Origin of the sequence: Fusobacterium sp. (assembly GCF_032477075.1) — a bacterium.
In the GTDB taxonomy this organism is placed as follows: domain Bacteria; phylum Fusobacteriota; class Fusobacteriia; order Fusobacteriales; family Fusobacteriaceae; genus Fusobacterium_A.
This window is the reverse complement of sequence record NZ_JAWDXO010000011.1, coordinates 32,024-52,351: the sequence shown is the minus strand read 5'-3', so window position 1 is coordinate 52,351 and position 20,328 is coordinate 32,024. Positions and strand designations below refer to the sequence as shown.

Genomic DNA, 20,328 nt, shown 5'->3' with positions numbered 1-20,328 from the left:
GAGAAATACTATGAATATTGAAAAAGTTAATTTAAACAACCCTTTTGAAAAAAAAGAAGTTGTAGATTTTCTAGCTGGTTTTGACCTTAAATATGACGAAAATATTGATTATACTGTTGTCATAAGAGAAAATGAGAAAATCATAGCTACTGCTTCTAAAGGAAAAAACATTATAAAATGTTTTGCTATTGATAAAAATCATCAAGGTGAAGGGATATCAGGTTCTATTCTTACAAATATTACAAATAAAATGTTCGATCAGGGATATCTGCACAGCATGGTATTTACTAAAACAGTTAATCAGGATATATTTCTAGGAATAGGCTATAAAGAGGTTGCTCATACCGATAAGGTTATTCTTATGGAAATGGGCATCAATAGTATTGATAAAACTATAAATAAGATAAAAAAAGATTTTAAGATAAAAAAAGAAACCCAAAAAGCAATGCTTGTTATGAACTGCAATCCTTTTACTTATGGGCATCAGTTTCTTATAGAAAAAGCTGCTTCTGAAAATGAAGAGGTTCTTATATTTGTAGTTCAAGAAGATAAATCTATTTTTCCTTTTATAATAAGATATGAGCTTGTAAAAAAAGGAACTGCTCATCTTCCTAATGTAAAAGTAATTCCTGGAACTGAATACATAATTTCTTCAGCTACTTTTCCCAACTATTTTTTACGTAAAGAAGATGATTCTCTTATGGAATATACAAAATTAGATGCTACTATAGCTGGAAAGCAATTTGGAGAAAAACTTGGTATAAGTAAAAGATATATAGGTGAAGAGCCTTATTGTCCTGTAACTAAAAAATATAATGATGCTTTAATGAAAATACTTCCAAAATATGGAATGGAAGTTATTCTTGTGCCTAGAAAAGAACTTCATCATACAGCTATTAGTGCCTCTATTGTTAGAGAAAAGCTTAAAGAAGGAAAAATTGAAGAACTAAAAGAATTCGTTCCTTCTACAACTTTCAATTTTTTAATAAGCCCAGAAGGAAAGGAGATAGAAGAGAAGCTTAAAAACAGCAACTCTCCTCATTAATTTAATGTTTGACTTAAATAACTTTTTAGAACTTAGAGAAAAAAGAGTTGAACTTCAAAACTCACTTATTAAAAAATATTCTCTTCCTCTTGTTGCTGTAAGAACTAATTACCCAGGTGAAAATAAACTTGAACCTCTATCTTTGAGTATAGTTGATATAGCTGCTGAAGAAATGGAAGAATACTTTTCAGAAAAAATAGTATATAAAGAAATTTTAAAAAACCTTGAAGGGAAAATATATCTTTTTATAATAGATGAAAAAGCTGAAAATATAAAAGAATCTACCATTTATTTTGAGGAAAATCATATTTTAGGAAGATGTTTGGATATAGATGTTTATGATATAGATGGAAATGGGCTTTCAAGGAGTCAGTTTGGGTATAAGAAGAGAAAGTGCCTCATATGTGACGACATTGCTTTTATATGTGGAAGATCAATGAAACATTCCCATCAAGAAATAAAAAATGTTCTTATGAAAAAGTATATAGAATATAATAATTATGTTATAAAAAAAGAAAAAACAATAAAGAAACTTGGAGATATTGCTGTTGAAGCTATGATATTTGAAGCTGCTACTGCTCCATCTTTTGGTTTAGTTTCTCCTCTTACACAGGGATCACATGATGATATGGATTTTTTTACTTTTTTAAAAAGTTCCTTTGCTATTAAAGAAGGATTTGAAAAGATGGCAAGAATTTCATACTCTTATCTTACACTTGAAAAAGCTTTCCTTAGAACAAGAAAAATAGGAATAGAAACTGAAAAAATAATGTTTGAAGCTACTGAAAATATAAATACTCACAAAGGAATGATTTTTCTCCTTGGAATAGTAGTAGTAACCACAGCAAGAGTATTATATGAAGGAGCTTCTTTTAATGATATTCAACCTATGATAAAAAATATGTGTAAAGATATATTAAAAGATTTTGAAAATATAAAAAATAAAACTGACCTTACTCATGGAGAAAAATTATACAAAAATTATGGTTTTACTGGAGTAAGAGGTGAAGTCAGAGAAGGACTTGATATAATTTTTAATGGTTCCCTTAATATTCTGGAAGATTCATTGAAAAAAAATAGTGATATCAATCTTGCCTTTCTTCAAACACTTATTTTCCTTATAGGAAAAGTAATGGACAGTACTATTGTTCACAGGCATGATATCCATATGCTTCGTCGAGTAAAAAGAGAGGCTGAGGAATTTTTTGCTGCTGGAGGAATCTATAGTGAATTAGGGAGACAAACTGCTGAAAATATGGAAAAAACTTACATAAAAGAAAGAATAAGTCCAGGAGGAAGTGCTGACCTTCTTGCAGTTACAATTTTCCTATACAAATTAAAAAGTATTTTCTTTTAAAGACTTTTTTGCTAAAAATATTTAAATATAAATATAATAAAAATAATATATTCCTAAAAAATATGAATATTTTAGGTATAGTTTATCTTTTAAATAGAATTTGAATATAAATAATGCTGTGATATAATATATACATAAGAAATTATATGTATTGGAGGTTCAGATTTGGAAAATCATAAGAACTTATATTATGATGAAATCATTGATAAATGGGTCAGCATGGATGAAAGTGAAGAGATAGTAAACAGAAGATTTAAATCTCTAAATAAAAAGTCAGAAATATTATATAATTTTGTTATTGCCTATACAAATTATATGAATGAAAAAAGAGATTATGGTACTGGAGAAGAACTTTCCATGACAGAAGCTCATATACTTACAGATATAGTTGATTATGAAGGAATTACAGTTACTGAGTTATCAAAAAAATGGAAAAAAACTAGAAGTGCCATATCTCAAACTATAAAGAGTTTACTAAAAAAAGAATATATTTATAGAGTAAATTCTAAAGATGATGCTAAATTCTTTTATCTCTATCCTTATGATAAAGCCAAAGATTTTGCTCTTGCTCATAAAAGATATGATAACATTGATATAGTAAAAACTAACAAATCACTTTTAGAAAAATTTTCTGTTGATGATTTGATTACTTTTGATAATATTCTTGAAGAATATACCTCTATTTTATTAGAGGGAGAAGAAAAAAGAGAAAAAAAGGAATAATTTATATGAAAAACAGACCTGAAATATTTCAGGCCTGTTTTTTAGGATATTATGACTTGGAGGCTCTATTATTTTTTACTAATATACTCATATATTATATCTAATACTTCCTTTGCTCTAGGAATATCGGCTCCATCTTCTGCATAATGTGAATATAACACTTTATTATTTTCATCTATAATGAATACTGCTGGAAGCTGAAGCTCATTTCCTTCATACTCACCATGTGATAATCCTAATTTTTTTGCTTCTGAAACTTTTTCTATTATCTTTCCTGATTTCAGAGCCTCTAAAGACTCTGCTCCTTTTATTTCAAACTTTTCATATAATTCCTGTTTAGGATCACATATTATTTCAAATTTTAACTTTATTTTTTCATCAGCTTCTTTTACAATCTTAGGTGTAGACTGTAATACTATCTTGACATCAGCTCCCATTTCTTCAAATTTTTCATATAATTTATTAAATTCCATGATATCTAATTGGCATATTGTACAGCCATAATATCTCAAAAAAGCTAATACTCCTATTTTATTTCCTTTACTTTTAAAATAATCCTTTCTTATCTCATATGCTGTATCATATGTAAAATTTTCAAGAAATTCATTTTTTCTTACTATCATAGTATCACTCCACATTGAATCATTTTATATTTTTATTCTTCATTTTTTTCCTTCTCTTTTTCTTCTTCAGTTTCATAACTTATATCACATTTTATTTTTCCACTTTTATATCTTAGATTAGCATATGTAAAAGCAAAAACTATAACACATCCATTTCCTATAAGCAGTGGTATTGATAAGCTTGTTCCAAGCAATATAGCTTGTAATATAAATATCATTACTGCTGCTGTAACCAAAGCTTTTACAGCACCTTCTTTTATATGTAATGGAGAATTTTCCCATTGTTTAGGTAGTTTTTTAGCTACACTCAATAAACAAAGAGCTATCATAGAATTTGTAACACTTTGTACAGTTGTTACTATCTTCGATATTATACTTATATTTAAATTGAAAACTATTGGCAATAATCCTACAAAAAAGAATATTGTTAATAGATACATTGGTGTTTTATAATTTCTATGCAATGTTGCAAGCTTTGCTGGAATCCACCCATCATTTGCTGCTTGCATCAACGGTTTTGTTGCAGAAGCAAGCTGTGAATTTAAAGTTGAAATAAGAGCTGCCCATGCTCCACCTACAATAAAGAATACATAAAGTTGTTTTGGAAGTATTTCTTTAGCTACGTGAGTAAGAGGCTCATTAGCCACATGAGATACTGGAAATACCCCAGCTGCTACTGTTGCCATAAATCCATAAAGAACAGCAACTGCAAGAGTAGATGTTACCATAACTCTAGGAATATCTCTAGTTGGATTCTTAGCCTCTCCAGATAGATTTGCTATTACTTGTGCACCACCTGTTGCAAAAGTTAATTGTGCTGTAGCTCTAAGAAGTCCTAGCCATCCACCTGTCATAAAACTTGCAGGGTCCATATAATTAGGATCTATTTTTCCAAATCCATAAACTGTAAATGTAGTAAGTGCAACTACCAAGGAAACAACTATAATATTTTGAAATTTAGCAAATTTATCTATTCCTAAAAAATTTAATCCATACAATATTACTAAAATACCAACAGCTAAAAGTTTTCTTGGTAGAAATGGCAGGAATGGTAATGCATAATCTGCAAATGATAAACAATACATTGATAATGATATATTTGTTAAAATAAATATTATTATGTAGGCCCCAGTATATTTTTCTCCAAGAAGTGAACCGATTATTGAGTACTGTCCACCTCTAAATCTTGCAGTAGTGTTGATAAGAGTTAAAGGATACCATGAAATAAGTACCATAACTGCTGATAGTACAAATGCCAAAGGTGCTGATCTTCCAGTCATTCCTATTGCTACCCCAGTCAAAGACATTATTCCTGCTCCTATTATCTGCCCCACAGATGCTCCCATCAAATCCCAAAATCCAAGCGTTCTTTTTAGTTCTTTTGTTGAAGTCAGATTGCTCATTTTTATACCTCCAAATAATTTATTGAAAAAATATTAATAAGCTGCTTTTTTCCCTTCCCTCACTTTAACATCATAATTTTCTAACCCATAAAAACTATGATATTATCCCTAAATATTTTTATTCTTAATACACTCTGATTTTTCTATAAATAATTATCCCTAAATTTATTTATAGATCTTTTCTAATGCTTTTCCAAGTCTTTCTAGTTCAGCTTCTATTACCCAAGTAGGAGCTGCTAGATTTATTCTCTCATATCCACTTCCTTCTTTTCCAAAGATATATCCTTCATCAGTAAAAAACTGAGCATCCATATGCATAAATTCTTCCAATTCCTCATCATTTATTTCTAATGCTCTGAAATCCAACCATTGAAGATATGTTCCCTCTATTAATCTGGCCTTGATTTTAGGAAACTTTTTCTCAAAGAATTCTTTTACTATTTTTTGATTAATATCTAATACAGCAATCAATTCTTCAAGCCATTTTTCTCCTTGGTTGTATGCAATTTCACACGCTTTAAATCCTAATATATTTACAGATGCACTTCTCATAACCTGAAGCATTTCTGAATATTTTTCCCTTATTTCCTTATTTTTTATAATAATACTAGATGTTGCTAACCCTGCAAGGTTAAACGTTTTAGATGGGGCAGTACATGTAATAAGTCTCTCTTCTATTTCTCCTCCCAGTCTTCCTATCATGTAATGTTCATAACCTGGCATAATAAGATCTGCCCATATTTCATCTGATACTACAATCAAATCATTTTTTACTGATATTTCAGCTACTTTTTCCAGCTCTTCTTTTGTCCATACTCTTCCCACTGGATTATGGGGACTGCAGAAAATAAGAAGTTTATTTTTAGGATCTTTTGAAATTTCATCAAATTTTTCAAAATCTATTGTATAATATCCATTTTTTTCTATTAAAGGACAATTTACAATATTTCTCTCATTTTTTTCAATTGCCATAGAAAATGGATAGTATACAGGTCTGAATATTATTACTCCTTCACCTGGGTCTGTAAAAGCATTAACTGCTGCATAAAAAGCATTAACTATTCCTGGTGTATTTAATATCCATTCTTTTTCTACTTTGTATTGATGCTTTCTCTTCATCCATGATATAACTGAATCAAGAAAAGCTGGATAAGCTTTTGTATATCCTAATATAGCTTGGTCTAAATGTTTTTTTAATCCTTCTACAATTTCAGGAGCTGGTTTAAATTCCATATCTGCTACTGATAAAGGTACTACATCATCTGCCACATTTGGGTTCCAGCTGTACATTTGTTCCCACTTTGATGCCCCAGTATTTTTTCTAGATACAAGTGTTGTAAAGTCATAACTCATTTTTATTCCTCCTTTTTCTAAATATGAAATGTTTGTTCTCTATAAAAACTTTTATAAAATATTTATGTCAGCATGAAGAGCAGATAACTGTATACTGCTGTTATTGCTGTAAATATAATTAATATAGGAAAGGTCTTTTTGACTAATTCTATAAAAGAGACATCAAATGCTTCTGTAACTATTGCTAAACATATATGAGTTGGAGATACCTGCATTGCTATATAAGTCATACACATGAGAAGTATCATCAATGCAAGTCCTCCATTAGGTATGGTTGCAAAAGCAAGTGGCAGTGCCAAAGCTATTATTGCCTGTGAACCAGCTACTAAAGTTCCTATTACAAAAATTAAAGAAAATATTATTGCTGGGTGTATTGGAAGTTTTTCAAAATATTCAGGTAACCTTCCTATTACTCCTGTAAAAGTAAGGAGTTCTTTAAATATCATTATCATTACTGTGCTTACTATTAATTTTGTTTCAAATGCTGTTTTTATCATGGGAATAAGTTCATCTATCGAAAATCTGTTCAATATAGCTGAAACTATTATTACTGGTATCACTGCCATATATACTGGAATTTTCAAGGTCAGTATTATTGTTATAGTTACTGCTATTGGCCATAAACTTATTATAAGATTTATTATGTCATCTTTTTTATCTTTTGATTGACTGATTCCAGTGGATTTAGGTATCTTTCTTACATAAAAGATATATCCCAGAATAAACAATATTGCTATCATGGGAAGCATTCCAACAACAAATTTTGTCATATCCACTCCTGATAAATCAAGAGCCAGAAGTATTGATGAGTATGTTGGAAGAAAAGCTTCTGATATATGTCTGTAGTAACTTGTTACAAATGTCTGTTCTTCTCTTGTTAAATAGTTGCCACTGGCATTTTGGACTATTGGCGCTGCTATAAGTACAGCACCAGCTGATGGAAGCAATCCTATAACAAATGGTGCTATCATTGCATTTATTCGTCGACTGTTAAATATATTATCTAAAGATTTTTCAGCTAATAATAAATGTCCCCTTTTTTCCATCATTCTTTGGACATATGTTATTGTATAAAATGCAAGTACCAAAGATATCGTATCTCGGCTGGTACAGGACTTAAAAGCAAGTTGCAATGAAGTTATTACAGGAATCCTATAAAGAATAATGCTTATAATTGCTCCTACTAATATAGAAATATATAATGGCTTCTTTAATTTTATGAAGAATACTATCCCTGTAAATATGATTATCAATTTTACAATATCCAAATTTATCCCCCCAATACTTTTTTATATTAATAATTAAGTTATTTAACTATTAACTATCTTATACCACTTAATAAAAATTATTTCAAGTTATTTTTTTTATTTCTTTGTTCTGTTTTTATATATAAAGTATTTATTACGTATATATTTAAATATTTTCTTAAAAAAATACAGCTCTTTATATCATTTTAATTAAAAAAATCTCTCTTAGGATTTTTCTAAGAGAGATTTTTTCTTTATCCTTTATTTTATACCATAAGATTAAGCAGACAAAGTGCTCCTATAAATAATAATGTAGCATTTAATTTTTTAAAATCACCAGTCACTAAATGAAGAATTATATAAGTTAGAAAACCTAAACTTAACCCAATACTTATACTGTATGTTAACGGCATCATTATTATTATAATAAATGCTGAAAATAGTGATTTCATATCTGAAAAATCTAAGTCTTTCACATTTTTAAACATATACCCACCAACTATAATAAGAGCTGGTGCAGTTGCATATGCAGGAACTACTCCTACTATTGGTGAAAAGAACAGTGCTCCTATAAACATTATCGCTGTAACAACTGAAGCTAATCCAGTTCTAGCCCCAACAGCTACACCTGCTGCTGATTCAACAAAAGTAGTTACTGTACTTGTCCCCAGCATAGATCCAAATATTGTTGCACTTACATCCGTATAAAGCATTCTTCCAAGCCCTTTAATATGTCCTTTCTCATCTACCATTCCCATTTGTTTAGAACAAGAAATAAGAGTTCCCAGTGTATCAAATAAGTCAACAAACATAAAAGAAAATATTGGTCCTATTAGAGAAAGCTTCATAGCCGATAGTATATCTAATTTCATAGCTATTGGTGCAATACTTGGAGGTAAAGATACTATTCTGCTAGGTATATCCACATTTCCAGTTATAAAAGCTAGAATAGTAGAAACCATTATACCTATAAGAATCCCACCTTTTACCTGTTCTATTTCCAATACCATAGCTACAATAAGTCCAACTATTCCTATTATTACAGGAACTGTTATAGGTCCTAAAGCTACTAGTGTTGCAGGACTTGCCACTACTAATCCCAGATTTTTAAGTCCTATTAAAGTAATAAACATTCCAATTCCTCCACCTACTGCTATTTTCAATGGTAGGGGTATGGCATTTGCAATTCTCTCTCTTATTCCCCCAATTGAAAGTAAAAGAAAAAAGAATCCAGAGATAAACACAATACCAAGAGCTGTTTCCCAAGGTACCCCTTTACCTAATACCAAAGTATAAGTAAAGAATGCATTTAATCCCATTCCAGGAGCCAGTGCAAATGGCGTATTTGCCCAAATTCCAGATAATAAAGTTGCTAGTGCTGAAGCCAGACAAGTTACTGTTATCAAAGCTCCCACATTCATTCCAGCATCTCCTAATATAGATGGATTAACAAAAATGATGTAAGACATTGCAAGGAATGTAGTCACTCCTCCAATAACTTCTTGCTTTACTGTACTTCCTCTTTCAGATATTTTAAACATTCCTTCTAAAATACCATTATTTTGTGACATTTTCCTTCCTCCTATGTTAAAATTTAATTACTACCAAGTCTTTTAATATATTCATCTGGAATAGGAAGATCTATTTCTATTCCATATTTTTTTATTTTTAAGTAGTGAGAAAATAGATACATAATTTTCTCTTTTCCTTTTCCATATTTAGTGTCACCTATTATTGCATTTCCCATATTAGATAATTGAACTCTCAATTGATGCGTTCTTCCACTTCCAAGAGTTCCTTCAAGTAATGTACACTCTTTTCCATATTTTTTTACTTTAAAGTAACTTATACTTTCCTTTGCTCCTTCTTCAAACTCTTTTACTTCTATAACTTTATCCTCTATTTTTTTTAAATAACTTTTTATAGTAAATTCCTTATTCTTTATTATTCCTTCTACAAGAATATAATATTTCTTTTTTATATTTTTATTTCTTATCTCTTCAGCCAATTCTCTAGCTGTTACTAAAGATTTAGCACCTATGATTAACCCAGAAGTTGCCTTGTCTATCCTATTTACAAAGTTAAAGTTAGAATTTTTTAAATATCCTTTTAAAATTTCTGATATTCCAAAATCATAACCACTTCCTTTATGCATAACCATATTACTTTTCTTATTAAAAATAAGAATATTCTCATCTTCATAAACAATAGATTTTTTTATTTTTTCAATCTCTTTATCTTCAATCTCTAATAATTTTTCTTCTTTAGTTTCTCCACTTTTAAAAAAAACTTTTATCTCATCATTGAGTTGAAGCCTGTAATTCTCTTTACTTTTTTTCCCATTAACTTTTATTTTACCAGTTCTTATTCCCTTAAAAATTTCAGTTAATGGTGTTTCTTCATATTTTTTTCTAAGAAACTTATCCAGCCTTACATCTTCAAACTCTTTATCCACTTTGTATTCCATATTACTCCTAATCTCTGTACATCTTTACACTTTGAACAATTCCAAGCATCATAAAACTTATTAAAAGTGAAGTTCCTCCATAACTCATTAAAAGAAGAGGTTTTCCAGTTACTGGCATTATTCCCATTATCATACCCACATTTATTATCAAGTGAAATAAAAATATAGAAGCTATTCCATAACAAATTAATTTTCCATATTTATCTTCTGTAGTATCTGCTATATAGACTATTTGTAAAATTAAAATAAGGTACAACCCCAATAGAACAATACCTCCTACAAAGCCTCTCTCTTCTAAAAATACTGATCCTATAAAGTCTGTATGTGATTCTGGAAGAAATCTTAGTTTACTTTGAGTACTATTTAAAAATCCTTTCCCATAAAGGCCCCCAGAACCAATAGCTATCATAGATTGTGTAACATTCCATCCACTTCCCAAAAGATCAGCTTCAGGATTCAAAAATGTAAGCACTCTCTGTTTTTGATAATCTTTTAAAAAAAAGAAAAATGCTGTTGGCAAAGATATAATTCCTGTAATAATCATTATTATTATTGATTTCCAATCTATCCCATGTATAAATATCAAAACAAAATAAGTCATCATAAGTATAAGAGCAGTTCCTAAATCAGGCTGTCTTAATATTAATACAAATACTGGAAGAATATGAAGAAAGGATATCAAGACACTTTTTAATCCTACAAACCTATCCCTATATTTTGAAACAAGAAATTCTGAAAAAGTTAAGATAACAAGTATCTTTCCTATTTCAGAAGGCTGTATACTTATAGGACCAAGATCTATCCATCTCTGAGCTCCAAGTCTTTTTACCCCTAATACATATACTGAAAGCAAAACTAAAATATTAAAAATATAAATTAATTTATAATACTTAGCATATTTTCTATAATCTACAAAAGAAAAAAATAGATATACAAAAATACCTATTATTCCCCAAAAAGCTTCCCTTTTATAAAAAAGGGTTGTTTTATGTATAGTTGCACTATAAATTGTCAGTACACTTATCACAACGATAATCACTGCATTAAGCAGAAGAAGGTTATTCATTTTTTTTATCTTTTTTAAAATTAAAGCTGTATCTCTGCTTTTTCCCATATATTGTTACTCCTTATTTTCCTGTATGACCAAATCCTCCTGCTCCTCTTTCTGTTTCATCTAAAGAGTCTACCTCTATCAATTCCATTTGTGCAACTTTATTTAAAATGAGTTGTCCTATCCTTTCTTGAGGATTTATTATATACTCATCTTTACTAAGATTTACCATTATTATCTTCAATTCTCCTCTATAGTCACTATCTATAGTCCCAGGTGTATTTAAAAGAGTTATTCCATGCTTGATTGCCAAACCGCTTCTAGGTCTTACCTGTACTTCATATCCTTCAGGTATAGCAATTTTAAGTCCTGTTGGAACTAATATTCTTTCTAGTGACCCTAACACTATTGCCTCCCCTATATTCGCTCTTACATCCATTCCTGCTGAACCAGATGTTTCATATTTTGGAAGTGACACATTTTCCTCTTTTACTACTTTTACTATAACTTTTTCCATTACTAATCTCCTTTATATATCCCCAAGTATTGTGCAAGAATAAAATTCTTCTTGGAATAAATATTCTGCTGTCTTTTTTATATCTTCTAATGTTATATTCTCTATTTTTGATATTATCTCATCAATTTCAGTTATTCTTCCATAAAGCATATAAGCACTAGCCATTCTTGTCATTTTTCCCTTACTATTTTCAAGACTGAAAGTAAGCATACTTAAAAACTGATTTTTAGATTTTTGAAGTTCATAAGAAGTTATTCCATTTTTCTTTATATCTTCAAACTCTTCTTTAATTATATCTATAACTTCTTGATAACTTTCTTTAGTGGTTCCTGCATATATAGTGAAAAGTCCTCCTTCTATAAATGCTGTTCCATAGCTATAAACTGAATAAGCCAGCCCTCTTTCTTCTCTTATCTTTTGAAATAATCTTGAACTCATATTTCCAGCTAACACACTTGAAATTATAGCACCAGGATACTTCATATCTTCTATCTGACTGTTTCCTCTTGTATTGAAGCAAAGATGCACTTGATTAGTTTCTCTCTTTATTCTATTTTCACCATGATTTATTGTGAAAGACACATCCATATCTCTTTTAAAATTACTGTCTCTGAATTTTCCCAAACCTTTATTCAGTTCTGCTACTACATGATCAAAATCTATTTTTCCAGCAACAGATACTACTATATTTGATGCTACATATTGTTCATCAAAATATTTCAAAAATTTTTCTCTAGTTATATTATTAAGACTCTCTATAGTTCCTAACACTATATTTGACTGTACTCCAGTTATTGCATACTTTACATTTTCATCATGCACTATCTCTTCTGGAATATCATCATACATTCTTATTTCTTCTATAATCACATTTCTTTCCTTATCTAGATTCTCTTGTGTAAAAGTAGAATTTAAAAACATATCTGACAGCACATCTATGCCTGTATCTATTTTGCTTGAAAGCATTTGTATGTAGTATGCAGTTATATCTCTGCTTGTATATGCATTTATTAATCCTCCTTCATTATCTATTAATTCTGATATTTCTTTTGCACTCCTAGTTCTTGTTCCTTTAAACATCATATGTTCTACAAAATGAGAAACTCCACTTTCATCTGGATATTCATTTCTTGATCCAGTATTAACAAATATTCCAAGACTTACAGTACTTACACTGTCTATATTTTCCATTAAAACAGGTATACCATTGTCTAATTTTCTAATTTCTACATTCATTTACTCACTCCACTCTTAATATTCTGCTCTGTACATAAAATACATTCCTATTCCCAAAAAGATTACATTAGGAATCCAACCACTGATAAATGGGTTTAAAAATCCATTTATACTTAAAGCCTCAAAAGAAGCCTGCACTATATAATATCCATATCCTAAGGCTACAGATAATGCCATACTTATTGCAGATGCTCCTCTTACATATCTGCTTCCAAGGGAAAGACCTAAAAATGAAATTATAAAGCTTGAAAATGGAAAAGAATACCTGTTTCCAATTTCAACAAGAAGTTCCCTTGTATCCCCACCTATACTCTTTATTTCTCTTACAGATTTTTTTAGTTCTTTTATGGTAAGGGTTTTAGGTTCTACACTTTTAGTTATAAATTTATCTGGTTCATCATTATATTTATCTTCCATAAAAATTTTTATTTCTTTGGCTTTTTCTAATTTTTGTCCATTATAAATACTAGCATCTTTCAGTACCCATACTTTTTTTGTAAAATTATATCTTCCTTCTTTTGCAGTAATTATTCTTTCAACTTTATTAAATTCTTCATTCAAATCAACTATTTCTATATTTTCACCAAAACCAGTTTCTCTATTTATTTTTCCCATAAGGTAAACATAGTTAGAATTTTCTCCTCGTAAAAAAGCATTTCTTTTTTCTGCTGGCATTTCTCTTTTTGTTCTTTCACCATCTTTTATCTCTCTATTTTTTCTTATTGAATAAGGATAAAGACTATCATTTATGTAAAAAACCATTACAGCGATTATTGCTGAAATGAGAATAGGAAAAAGTACTATTCTTTTAAAACTTATTCCAGCTGTTTTCAATGATATTACTTCAAGATTTGAAGCCATAGAACTCACTGTCATTAATGAGCCTAAAAGCACTGCTAACGGTGCTACATCTATCAATATTTTTGGTATCATTGTAAATATATAAATTATTGATTCATCTGCTGAAAATCGTCCATCACTTACATATCTTATAACTTTAAATAATTGACTTACTAAAAATATTCCTATAAAAGCTATTAAACTAAGAAAAAATGATTTTATAAAATTTTTACTTATATACTTATCTATTATTTTTATTTTCATTTATATCCCCCTAGATTTTTTCTTATAGAAATAGAAAGTCACTAAAAATAAAATTATATTTGGTGTCCATACTCCTATAAATGGAGGAATTTTGCCTCTGTTAGCCATAACCATTCCTATGTTCAGAAATGTTATATATGAAAATATTACTGCAAGACTCAAAGCAAAATTAGCTCCTTTCCCACTTCTATGATGTCCTATTGAAATAAACACTCCAAGTAAAGAAAGCATTATTGTAGATAATGGTAGAGCTAGTTTTCTATTTATTTCCACTTTAAATGGTATTTTTTCATTTTTAGGAAGCTCTTTCATCTCTTTAATAAGCATACTTATACTCATAGCTTCTATATCTTTTACCTTAATATCTATTCCATCAAAATAAGCAGTAAGAGGAACTTTTTTATCATCAAATTCTCCTCTAAGCTTTTCTTTTCCTTCTTCATCAAAATCATAAAATTTAGAATCTGTTATTACCATTGAAGAATCTTTCCAATAAGCTTCTTTTCCCACCAAAACAGTAGGAAAGGCCACATCTTCATCTTTTTGAAATATAAGAACTCCTTGAGCGATTCTATCTTTTCCTTCTATTCTATCTATATAAAGGTTATATTCATCAACCTCATCTATAAAAGTTTTTTCTTTTAGTTGAAACACAGGATTTTCATAAGCTATCTTAGTAGTTATATATTGGAGTTTACTAAATGATCTTGGAATTATACTTTCTTGAAGAAAAAATATAAAAAGCGTAGTGATACCTGCCAGAATAAATATAGGTTTTACTATCTCTTTAAGATCCATACCAATAGAATTCATAGCTGTTGCTTCACTAGTTCTTGTAAATTTTGAAAATGTCAGCATTACTCCTAAAAATATTCCCATAGGAATAGTCTGAGATAAAATAGGTGGAAGATAAAATGACAATATCCTCATTATATCAATAATTGATATCCCTTTAACTATTATATTTTCCATCATAGCCACTATTATATCTATGAGAAAAATAAATGTAAATAAAGAGATCCCAAATAATATTGGCATTTTCACCTCTTCTAAAATATATTTTTCTATTATTTTCATGAATTTCTCCTAAAAAAGTTTATTGACATATCTATTGACTAACTCCAAATTTTTTAATTCTTTTATTTTATCTTGAAAAACTTCAGGTACATATTTTTCTATATTTGGAACCACTTCTAGAAAAAGCTCATTTGCATAACTTCCTTTAGAATATTTTTTCAGCTTCGTAAACATATCTGTTGAATAATTATAAATTAAAAGAATAAGAACAGAAAGAAGTACTCCTTTCGCTATTCCAATTGCTCCACCTAATACTCTTGTCACTATTCCTTTACTTTGATTTTTAAGGACATTTCTTACCAAGTGTATAACTATACCTAACAAAATATAAACTGCCCAAAAAGTTATTATATATGTTACAAAATAACGATCTTTATCTTTTGATAGTCCTAAAAATTCTATTACTGCTGGAGTATATTTTTTAGCAATGATAAAATTTACTATTAATCCAAAAATAGCTAAAAATTCAACAAATAATCCATTTCTCAGTCCATAAATAAGAGAAAAAACTATTATAATCCCTACTAATATATCTAAATACATTCCTACCACCTTTCTTATTAATTATCTACTATTTTTACCCATAAAGCTTTTAAATATAAAGTTTCTGGCACATGAAGTATCCATGGGTGATCCTCTGGCTGATAATTTATACCTATCACCTGAAGAAGTTTTCCATTCTTAGATGCTGCCATTCTTGTTACTTCTATCAAATCTTGAAGAGACATATGATACGCACAAGTTATTACTCCAAGTATTCCATCATCATTTAAAAGTTTAAAACTGTTATCACAAAGGTCAAAGAAAAAATCTCTTCCTCTATGAATATCAGCCTTTCTTTTTATTAAAGAAGGGGGATCCAAAGTGATTATATTAAATTTTTCTCCCCTTCCTACTAAAGTTTTTAATAAAAGAAAAGCATCTCCTTCCATAGTTACAAAATCTCCTGCAAATTCATTTAAAACATAGTTTTCTCTACATAGCTCTAATGCATGAGATTCTTTATCTATAGCCACTACTTTTTTACAATTTTCTTTCAAAGCAGCCATTGAAAATCCTCCACTGCTTGAAAATACATCTAAAAACTTAGTATCTTTTGTGATATATTTTCTTATAAACTTTCTTGATTCTCTTTGGTCTAAGAAAAATCCAGTTTTTTGTCCATCAATTATATCTATATTATATTTAATTTCATTATCTTCCATAATAATTCTTTCAGGTATTTCACCAAAAATAATTCCTGTTTTTTGCTCTACCCCTTCAAGAGTTCTATTTTCAACATCACTTCTTTCATAGATTCCCTTTGGTTTAATTATTTTTTTAATGCTGTTTATTATATCCTGTCTGAAAGTTTCCACTCCAGAATTTCTAAACTGCACAGATACATATTTATCAAATTTATCTATAACCAATCCAGGAATTCCATCCCCTTCTGAAAAAAAAGCTCTTATACAATTGGTTTCATTAAAAAGATGTTCTCTTTTTTTATAAGCTTTTCTGATTTTTTCTTGAATAAAGCTTTTATCTATTTTTTCATCTTTTGTTGTAAGTATTCTCACATAAGCTGATGTGGAATCTGTTATATACCCTCTTCCTACAAAAGCCATATCAGCTGAACATACATCTACTATATCTCCATTTTTTACAGTTCCTATTATAGTTTTTATCTCATCTTTAAAAACATTAGGGTAGAAATTTATTATTTTCTTTTCCTTCCCACTTATTAATACGATTTTTGTCATCAGTTCTCCTTTTTATCTTGTTATTAAATATGGAGTACCATTTTTTTTATAGACTCTATATACTCTTCTTCCTATTCCAGTCAATATATCCCAAGTTGACTTATGAATAGAATTTATTTCTTCTATTATATCATCTCTTATAACAATTGCTTCAGTACCTATATTTATTTTTTTAAAAATTGATTCTGGTATTTTTACCATACACATATCCATACATATCTCCCCAACTATTGGACATTTCTCCCCTTCGATTAAAGCATAGGTTTTATTAGAAAATTCTTTTTTCATACCATCTGCATATCCTATGGCAAGAGTAGCAAAGGTTTCTCCTTTTTTTAATTTTACAGTTCTTCCATATGATATATATGAGTCCTCTTCAAGTGTTCTTATAAAGATAATTCTTGTTTTCATTGTAAAAACTCTTTTAAATTCTGGTATTCTTTCATTTCCTAACATACCATACATACATATACCAGCTCTTACCAGATTTCCTTTAAATCCATCATTGAATCTTAGTATTCCACCACTATTTAAAATATGTATATACTTTATTGTTTTATACTTTTCAAATATTTTGAATTTATTTATCTGCTCTTTAGTATAATTACATGCTTCATCACTCATTCCATCTGCATCAGAAAGATGTGAATAAATACCGGCTACTTTTAATCCTCTCTCTATACAATAATCTACAGCTTCTTTTCCCTTTTCAATAGTAAAACCTAATCTTCCCATTCCTGTATCTATTTTTATATGTATTTCAGCATCTATTTTATTAGACTCTAAAAATTCTATCTGTCTCATGCTGCTTATAGTTATTTGAAAATTTTTTTCAGCTGCTATTTCTATTTCATCATTAAAAAGTGCCCCTAGTATAAGAATCTCTTCTTCTATTCCTCCTTCTCTTAACTCCATTGCTTCTTCCAGAGAAGCTACTCCAAAAATCTCTACTCCATGTTTTGAAAGCTCTTTAGCAGTTTCGATAGCTCCGAATCCATAACTATTAGCTTTTATAACCCCTAATACATTCGTGCCATGGACTAATTCTTTAATTTTATCTAAATTATATTTTAAATTATCCATATCGATTTCTAACCAAGCTCTCATTTTTTCTATGCTCCCTTTTTATTATGATTTAAATTCATAGAGGGCGACTTTAAACTTTTTCATTCTCAGTTGCCCTCTTATATTATATATTATATTTTATTATTAAACTAATATTTTTTCTTCATCCTTTGACTCTTTCTTTTTTTCTTCTCCTAAACTTCGCAGTCCTTTATTTGATCCTTTTTTATTTTTATCCAGAAAATATACCAATGGTGTTGCAATAAATACTGAACTGTAAGTTCCTGCAAGAATACCAATTAAAAGAGTAACTATAAATGTTTTTAAGCTGTCTCCACCAAAAACAAGTATAGCAATAATTGCAAATAAAGTAGTTACAGATGTATTAATAGATCTTATCATTACTTGGTTTACACTTTTATTTAAACAATCTTCTAATGAACCTTTATTTTTACGTTTTAAATTTTCTCTTATTCTATCAAATACAACTATTGTATCATTAATAGAATATCCAAGTATAGTTAATATTGCTGCTATAAATGGCGTATCTACCTCATAACCTAAAAGCGAAATTACTCCAATAGCTATAATAAGATCATGAAATAATGCTGCTACTGCTGCTACTGCAAATGTAAATTCAAATCTAAAAGTTATGTAAAGAATTATAAGAAAAGCTCCTATCAATAATGCATATAATGCTGAACTTTTCAATTCTTCTCCTACACTTGCTCCTACTTTTTCTTCTTTATTTATATCAAAAATTCCAATTTTTCTTAAACTGTTCAAAACTTCAGTCTTTTCTGTTTCAGTAAGTTCAGGAGTTCTTATAATAACAGTGTTGTCTTCAGAAATTTGTACTTTTCTGCTATTAGGATTTACCTGATTTACATCTTTAGAAACTTCATCTAGATTATTATTAATATCATTCAATGTTATTGGCTTTTCAAATCTCAATTGGAATAAATTTCCTCCAGAAAAGTCGATACCATAATTAAGTCCTTTTATAAAAAAAGCTCCAAGAGAAAGAACAACAATAATTAATGACAATCCTACAAATTTTTTACTATTTTTTATAATTTCTATTTGCATGCTGTTTTCCCCCTAACTCCGAATAATTCTGGTCTGCTTAAATTAAATACTGTGATGAAAGTAAGTAAAAGTATTTTTGTAATTGTGATAGCTGTGAACATAGATGCCAGTGTACCTATTGTTAGTGTTACAGCAAATCCTTTTACAGGACCAGTTCCAAAAGTAAAAAGAATAACAGTTATTATCAATGTTGTAAGATTCGAGTCAAAGATAGCTACAAATCCCTTGCTGAATCCTGCATCTATTGAATTACGTATAGTATTTCCCAGTTTAAGTTCTTCTTTTATTCTCTCAAAGATAATAACATTTGCATCAACTGCCATACCTGCTGATAAAATAAGTCCTGCTATACCAGGAAGAGTCAATGTTGCATCTATAAAATTAAGACATCCAAAAGTTATAAGTCCAAATATTATCAATGCTATATTTGCCACTATTCCAGGAAGTCTATAAAATATTATCATAAAAACACCTATAAGTATCATTGCAAATATTGCTGCCTGTTTACTTTGAGCTATAGATTCATCTCCTAGAGAAGCTCCTACAGTTCTTGTCTCTATTATTTCAGCTTTTACTGGAAGGGCTCCTGCATTTAATAATGTTGCAGTTGCTTTTGCTTCTTCAACAGTATAATTTCCTGTGATTACTCCGTTTCCACTTGGTATTTCTGAATTAATCATAGGAGCTGTCTGTACCTTTCCGTCCAATGTGATAGCAAGTTTTTTCCCTATATTATTTCTTGTAATTTCAGCAAATCTTATTGCTCCCTCTTGATTCATTTCAAATTGAATTTGAGGTCTTCCTAAGTTATCATAAGATACATCTGCCTTTTTTAATGCTCCTCCTGTAAGAAGAGTTTCTCCAAGAGTTCCATCTGGATTCTCAATTTTAAATTCTAACAATGCTGTTTTTCCTATCATATTTATAGCATCTTCTGTATTACTTATTCCTGGTAGCTCTATAATTACCCTATTACTTCCAGCTTTTTGAACAAGTGACTCTGCAACTCCTAATCCATTTATTCTTCTATCCAAGACTTCAATAAGTCTGTTCATTGCTGCATCATCAAGAGTTACCCCTTCATCTGGTACAGCTTCCAATACTACATACACTCCACCTTTTAAGTCCAGCCCAAGTTTAGTTGGTTTAAAAAAGCTAAGCCATATGGCTCCTATTACCACAACTATAACAAGAGACAATCTCATCAATAATTTCGATCCCATTTCTCC

Annotated in this window: 19 protein-coding genes; 3 read left to right on the top strand and 16 right to left on the bottom strand. The window is 29.3% G+C overall.

Annotated elements, in window-relative coordinates; genetic code table 11:
- The first annotated feature begins 10 nt into the window (after positions 1 to 10).
- The 3 genes from citC (at position 11) to E6771_RS06425 (ending at position 3,125) form a co-directional block, all read left to right on the top strand.
- Positions 11 to 1,045 (top strand): [citrate (pro-3S)-lyase] ligase, encoded by a 1,035-nt coding sequence (citC, locus tag E6771_RS06435; protein WP_316090391.1) that lies wholly within the window; start codon positions 11 to 13, stop codon positions 1,043 to 1,045.
- A gap of 4 nt (positions 1,046 to 1,049) precedes the next feature.
- Positions 1,050 to 2,402 carry a citrate lyase holo-[acyl-carrier protein] synthase gene (gene citX, locus E6771_RS06430; RefSeq protein ID WP_316090390.1) on the top strand — a complete coding sequence of 451 codons (1,353 nt, stop codon included), beginning with the start codon at positions 1,050 to 1,052 and terminating at the stop codon, positions 2,400 to 2,402.
- 165 nt (positions 2,403 to 2,567) lie between these two features.
- A complete protein-coding gene (locus tag E6771_RS06425) occupies positions 2,568 to 3,125 on the top strand; it encodes a MarR family winged helix-turn-helix transcriptional regulator (RefSeq protein ID WP_316090389.1) in 558 nt (185 codons plus the stop codon).
- Between the two features lie 68 nt (positions 3,126 to 3,193).
- Here the strand turns inward: E6771_RS06425 and E6771_RS06420 are convergent, their stop codons facing one another.
- From E6771_RS06420 to secD, 16 genes are all read right to left on the bottom strand, one after another.
- On the bottom strand, positions 3,194 to 3,748 hold the full coding sequence (locus E6771_RS06420; protein WP_316090388.1) for a redoxin domain-containing protein: 555 nt from the start codon (positions 3,746 to 3,748) through the stop codon (positions 3,194 to 3,196).
- A 32-nt stretch (positions 3,749 to 3,780) separates the two neighbouring features.
- Positions 3,781 to 5,151: an APC family permease gene (locus tag E6771_RS06415; protein ID WP_316090387.1), complete on the bottom strand. Its 1,371-nt coding sequence runs from the start codon at positions 5,149 to 5,151 to the stop codon at positions 3,781 to 3,783.
- 165 nt (positions 5,152 to 5,316) lie between these two features.
- Entirely contained in the window at positions 5,317 to 6,504 is a 1,188-nt protein-coding gene (locus E6771_RS06410) for a MalY/PatB family protein (protein WP_316090386.1), read from the bottom strand.
- A 62-nt stretch (positions 6,505 to 6,566) separates the two neighbouring features.
- Positions 6,567 to 7,772, bottom strand: a complete 1,206-nt coding sequence (locus E6771_RS06405; protein WP_316090385.1) for a DUF401 family protein — start codon at positions 7,770 to 7,772, stop codon at positions 6,567 to 6,569.
- A 245-nt stretch (positions 7,773 to 8,017) separates the two neighbouring features.
- Positions 8,018 to 9,322 (bottom strand): NCS2 family permease, encoded by a 1,305-nt coding sequence (locus E6771_RS06400; protein ID WP_316090384.1) that lies wholly within the window; start codon positions 9,320 to 9,322, stop codon positions 8,018 to 8,020.
- A gap of 23 nt (positions 9,323 to 9,345) precedes the next feature.
- The gene (locus tag E6771_RS06395; RefSeq protein ID WP_316090383.1) at positions 9,346 to 10,218 is read right to left on the bottom strand and encodes an RluA family pseudouridine synthase; all 873 of its coding nucleotides are present in this window, start codon (positions 10,216 to 10,218) and stop codon (positions 9,346 to 9,348) included.
- A 7-nt stretch (positions 10,219 to 10,225) separates the two neighbouring features.
- A complete protein-coding gene (rodA, locus tag E6771_RS06390; RefSeq protein WP_316090382.1) occupies positions 10,226 to 11,332 on the bottom strand; it encodes a rod shape-determining protein RodA in 1,107 nt (368 codons plus the stop codon).
- 13 nt (positions 11,333 to 11,345) lie between these two features.
- Positions 11,346 to 11,786: a dUTP diphosphatase gene (dut, locus tag E6771_RS06385; RefSeq protein ID WP_316090381.1), complete on the bottom strand. Its 441-nt coding sequence runs from the start codon at positions 11,784 to 11,786 to the stop codon at positions 11,346 to 11,348.
- 12 nt (positions 11,787 to 11,798) lie between these two features.
- Complete coding sequence (locus E6771_RS06380) at positions 11,799 to 13,022, bottom strand: pitrilysin family protein (protein WP_316090380.1); 1,224 nt, start codon at positions 13,020 to 13,022, stop codon at positions 11,799 to 11,801.
- A gap of 15 nt (positions 13,023 to 13,037) precedes the next feature.
- Positions 13,038 to 14,126 (bottom strand): LptF/LptG family permease, encoded by a 1,089-nt coding sequence (locus E6771_RS06375; RefSeq protein ID WP_316090379.1) that lies wholly within the window; start codon positions 14,124 to 14,126, stop codon positions 13,038 to 13,040.
- A complete protein-coding gene (locus tag E6771_RS06370) occupies positions 14,127 to 15,203 on the bottom strand; it encodes an LptF/LptG family permease (protein ID WP_316090377.1) in 1,077 nt (358 codons plus the stop codon).
- 9 nt (positions 15,204 to 15,212) lie between these two features.
- Positions 15,213 to 15,746, bottom strand: coding sequence for a CvpA family protein (locus E6771_RS06365; RefSeq protein WP_316090376.1), 534 nt, complete (start codon positions 15,744 to 15,746; stop codon positions 15,213 to 15,215).
- 17 nt (positions 15,747 to 15,763) lie between these two features.
- Entirely contained in the window at positions 15,764 to 16,945 is a 1,182-nt protein-coding gene (locus E6771_RS06360; RefSeq protein WP_316090375.1) for a class I SAM-dependent rRNA methyltransferase, read from the bottom strand.
- A 12-nt stretch (positions 16,946 to 16,957) separates the two neighbouring features.
- Positions 16,958 to 18,052 (bottom strand): alanine racemase, encoded by a 1,095-nt coding sequence (gene alr / locus E6771_RS06355; protein WP_316090374.1) that lies wholly within the window; start codon positions 18,050 to 18,052, stop codon positions 16,958 to 16,960.
- Positions 18,053 to 18,154: 102 nt separating this feature from the next.
- Positions 18,155 to 19,099, bottom strand: a complete 945-nt coding sequence (secF, locus tag E6771_RS06350) for a protein translocase subunit SecF (RefSeq protein ID WP_316090373.1) — start codon at positions 19,097 to 19,099, stop codon at positions 18,155 to 18,157.
- Positions 19,090 to 20,322 carry a protein translocase subunit SecD gene (secD, locus tag E6771_RS06345; RefSeq protein ID WP_316090372.1) on the bottom strand — a complete coding sequence of 411 codons (1,233 nt, stop codon included), beginning with the start codon at positions 20,320 to 20,322 and terminating at the stop codon, positions 19,090 to 19,092. The genes secF and secD overlap by 10 nt, the downstream gene beginning before the upstream one ends.
- Positions 20,323 to 20,328: the final 6 nt, after the last annotated feature.

What these genes read in the sequence shown, in the direction of transcription:
- E6771_RS06420 (WP_316090388.1), bottom strand. Translation starts at nt 3,748, where the DNA reads ATGATAGTAAGAAAAAATGAATTTCTTGAAAATTTTACATATGATACA.
- E6771_RS06415 (WP_316090387.1), bottom strand. Translation starts at nt 5,151, where the DNA reads ATGAGCAATCTGACTTCAACAAAAGAACTAAAAAGAACGCTTGGATTT.
- E6771_RS06365 (WP_316090376.1), bottom strand. Translation starts at nt 15,746, where the DNA reads ATGTATTTAGATATATTAGTAGGGATTATAATAGTTTTTTCTCTTATT.
- rodA (WP_316090382.1), bottom strand. Translation starts at nt 11,332, where the DNA reads ATGGGAAAAAGCAGAGATACAGCTTTAATTTTAAAAAAGATAAAAAAA.
- alr (WP_316090374.1), bottom strand. Translation starts at nt 18,052, where the DNA reads ATGAGAGCTTGGTTAGAAATCGATATGGATAATTTAAAATATAATTTA.
- dut (WP_316090381.1), bottom strand. Translation starts at nt 11,786, where the DNA reads ATGGAAAAAGTTATAGTAAAAGTAGTAAAAGAGGAAAATGTGTCACTT.
- secF (WP_316090373.1), bottom strand. Translation starts at nt 19,099, where the DNA reads ATGCAAATAGAAATTATAAAAAATAGTAAAAAATTTGTAGGATTGTCA.
- E6771_RS06395 (WP_316090383.1), bottom strand. Translation starts at nt 10,218, where the DNA reads ATGGAATACAAAGTGGATAAAGAGTTTGAAGATGTAAGGCTGGATAAG.
- E6771_RS06370 (WP_316090377.1), bottom strand. Translation starts at nt 15,203, where the DNA reads ATGAAAATAATAGAAAAATATATTTTAGAAGAGGTGAAAATGCCAATA.
- E6771_RS06410 (WP_316090386.1), bottom strand. Translation starts at nt 6,504, where the DNA reads ATGAGTTATGACTTTACAACACTTGTATCTAGAAAAAATACTGGGGCA.
- citX (WP_316090390.1), top strand. Translation starts at nt 1,050, where the DNA reads ATGTTTGACTTAAATAACTTTTTAGAACTTAGAGAAAAAAGAGTTGAA.
- secD (WP_316090372.1), bottom strand. Translation starts at nt 20,322, where the DNA reads ATGGGATCGAAATTATTGATGAGATTGTCTCTTGTTATAGTTGTGGTA.
- E6771_RS06380 (WP_316090380.1), bottom strand. Translation starts at nt 13,022, where the DNA reads ATGAATGTAGAAATTAGAAAATTAGACAATGGTATACCTGTTTTAATG.
- E6771_RS06360 (WP_316090375.1), bottom strand. Translation starts at nt 16,945, where the DNA reads ATGACAAAAATCGTATTAATAAGTGGGAAGGAAAAGAAAATAATAAAT.
- citC (WP_316090391.1), top strand. Translation starts at nt 11, where the DNA reads ATGAATATTGAAAAAGTTAATTTAAACAACCCTTTTGAAAAAAAAGAA.
- E6771_RS06400 (WP_316090384.1), bottom strand. Translation starts at nt 9,322, where the DNA reads ATGTCACAAAATAATGGTATTTTAGAAGGAATGTTTAAAATATCTGAA.
- E6771_RS06375 (WP_316090379.1), bottom strand. Translation starts at nt 14,126, where the DNA reads ATGAAAATAAAAATAATAGATAAGTATATAAGTAAAAATTTTATAAAA.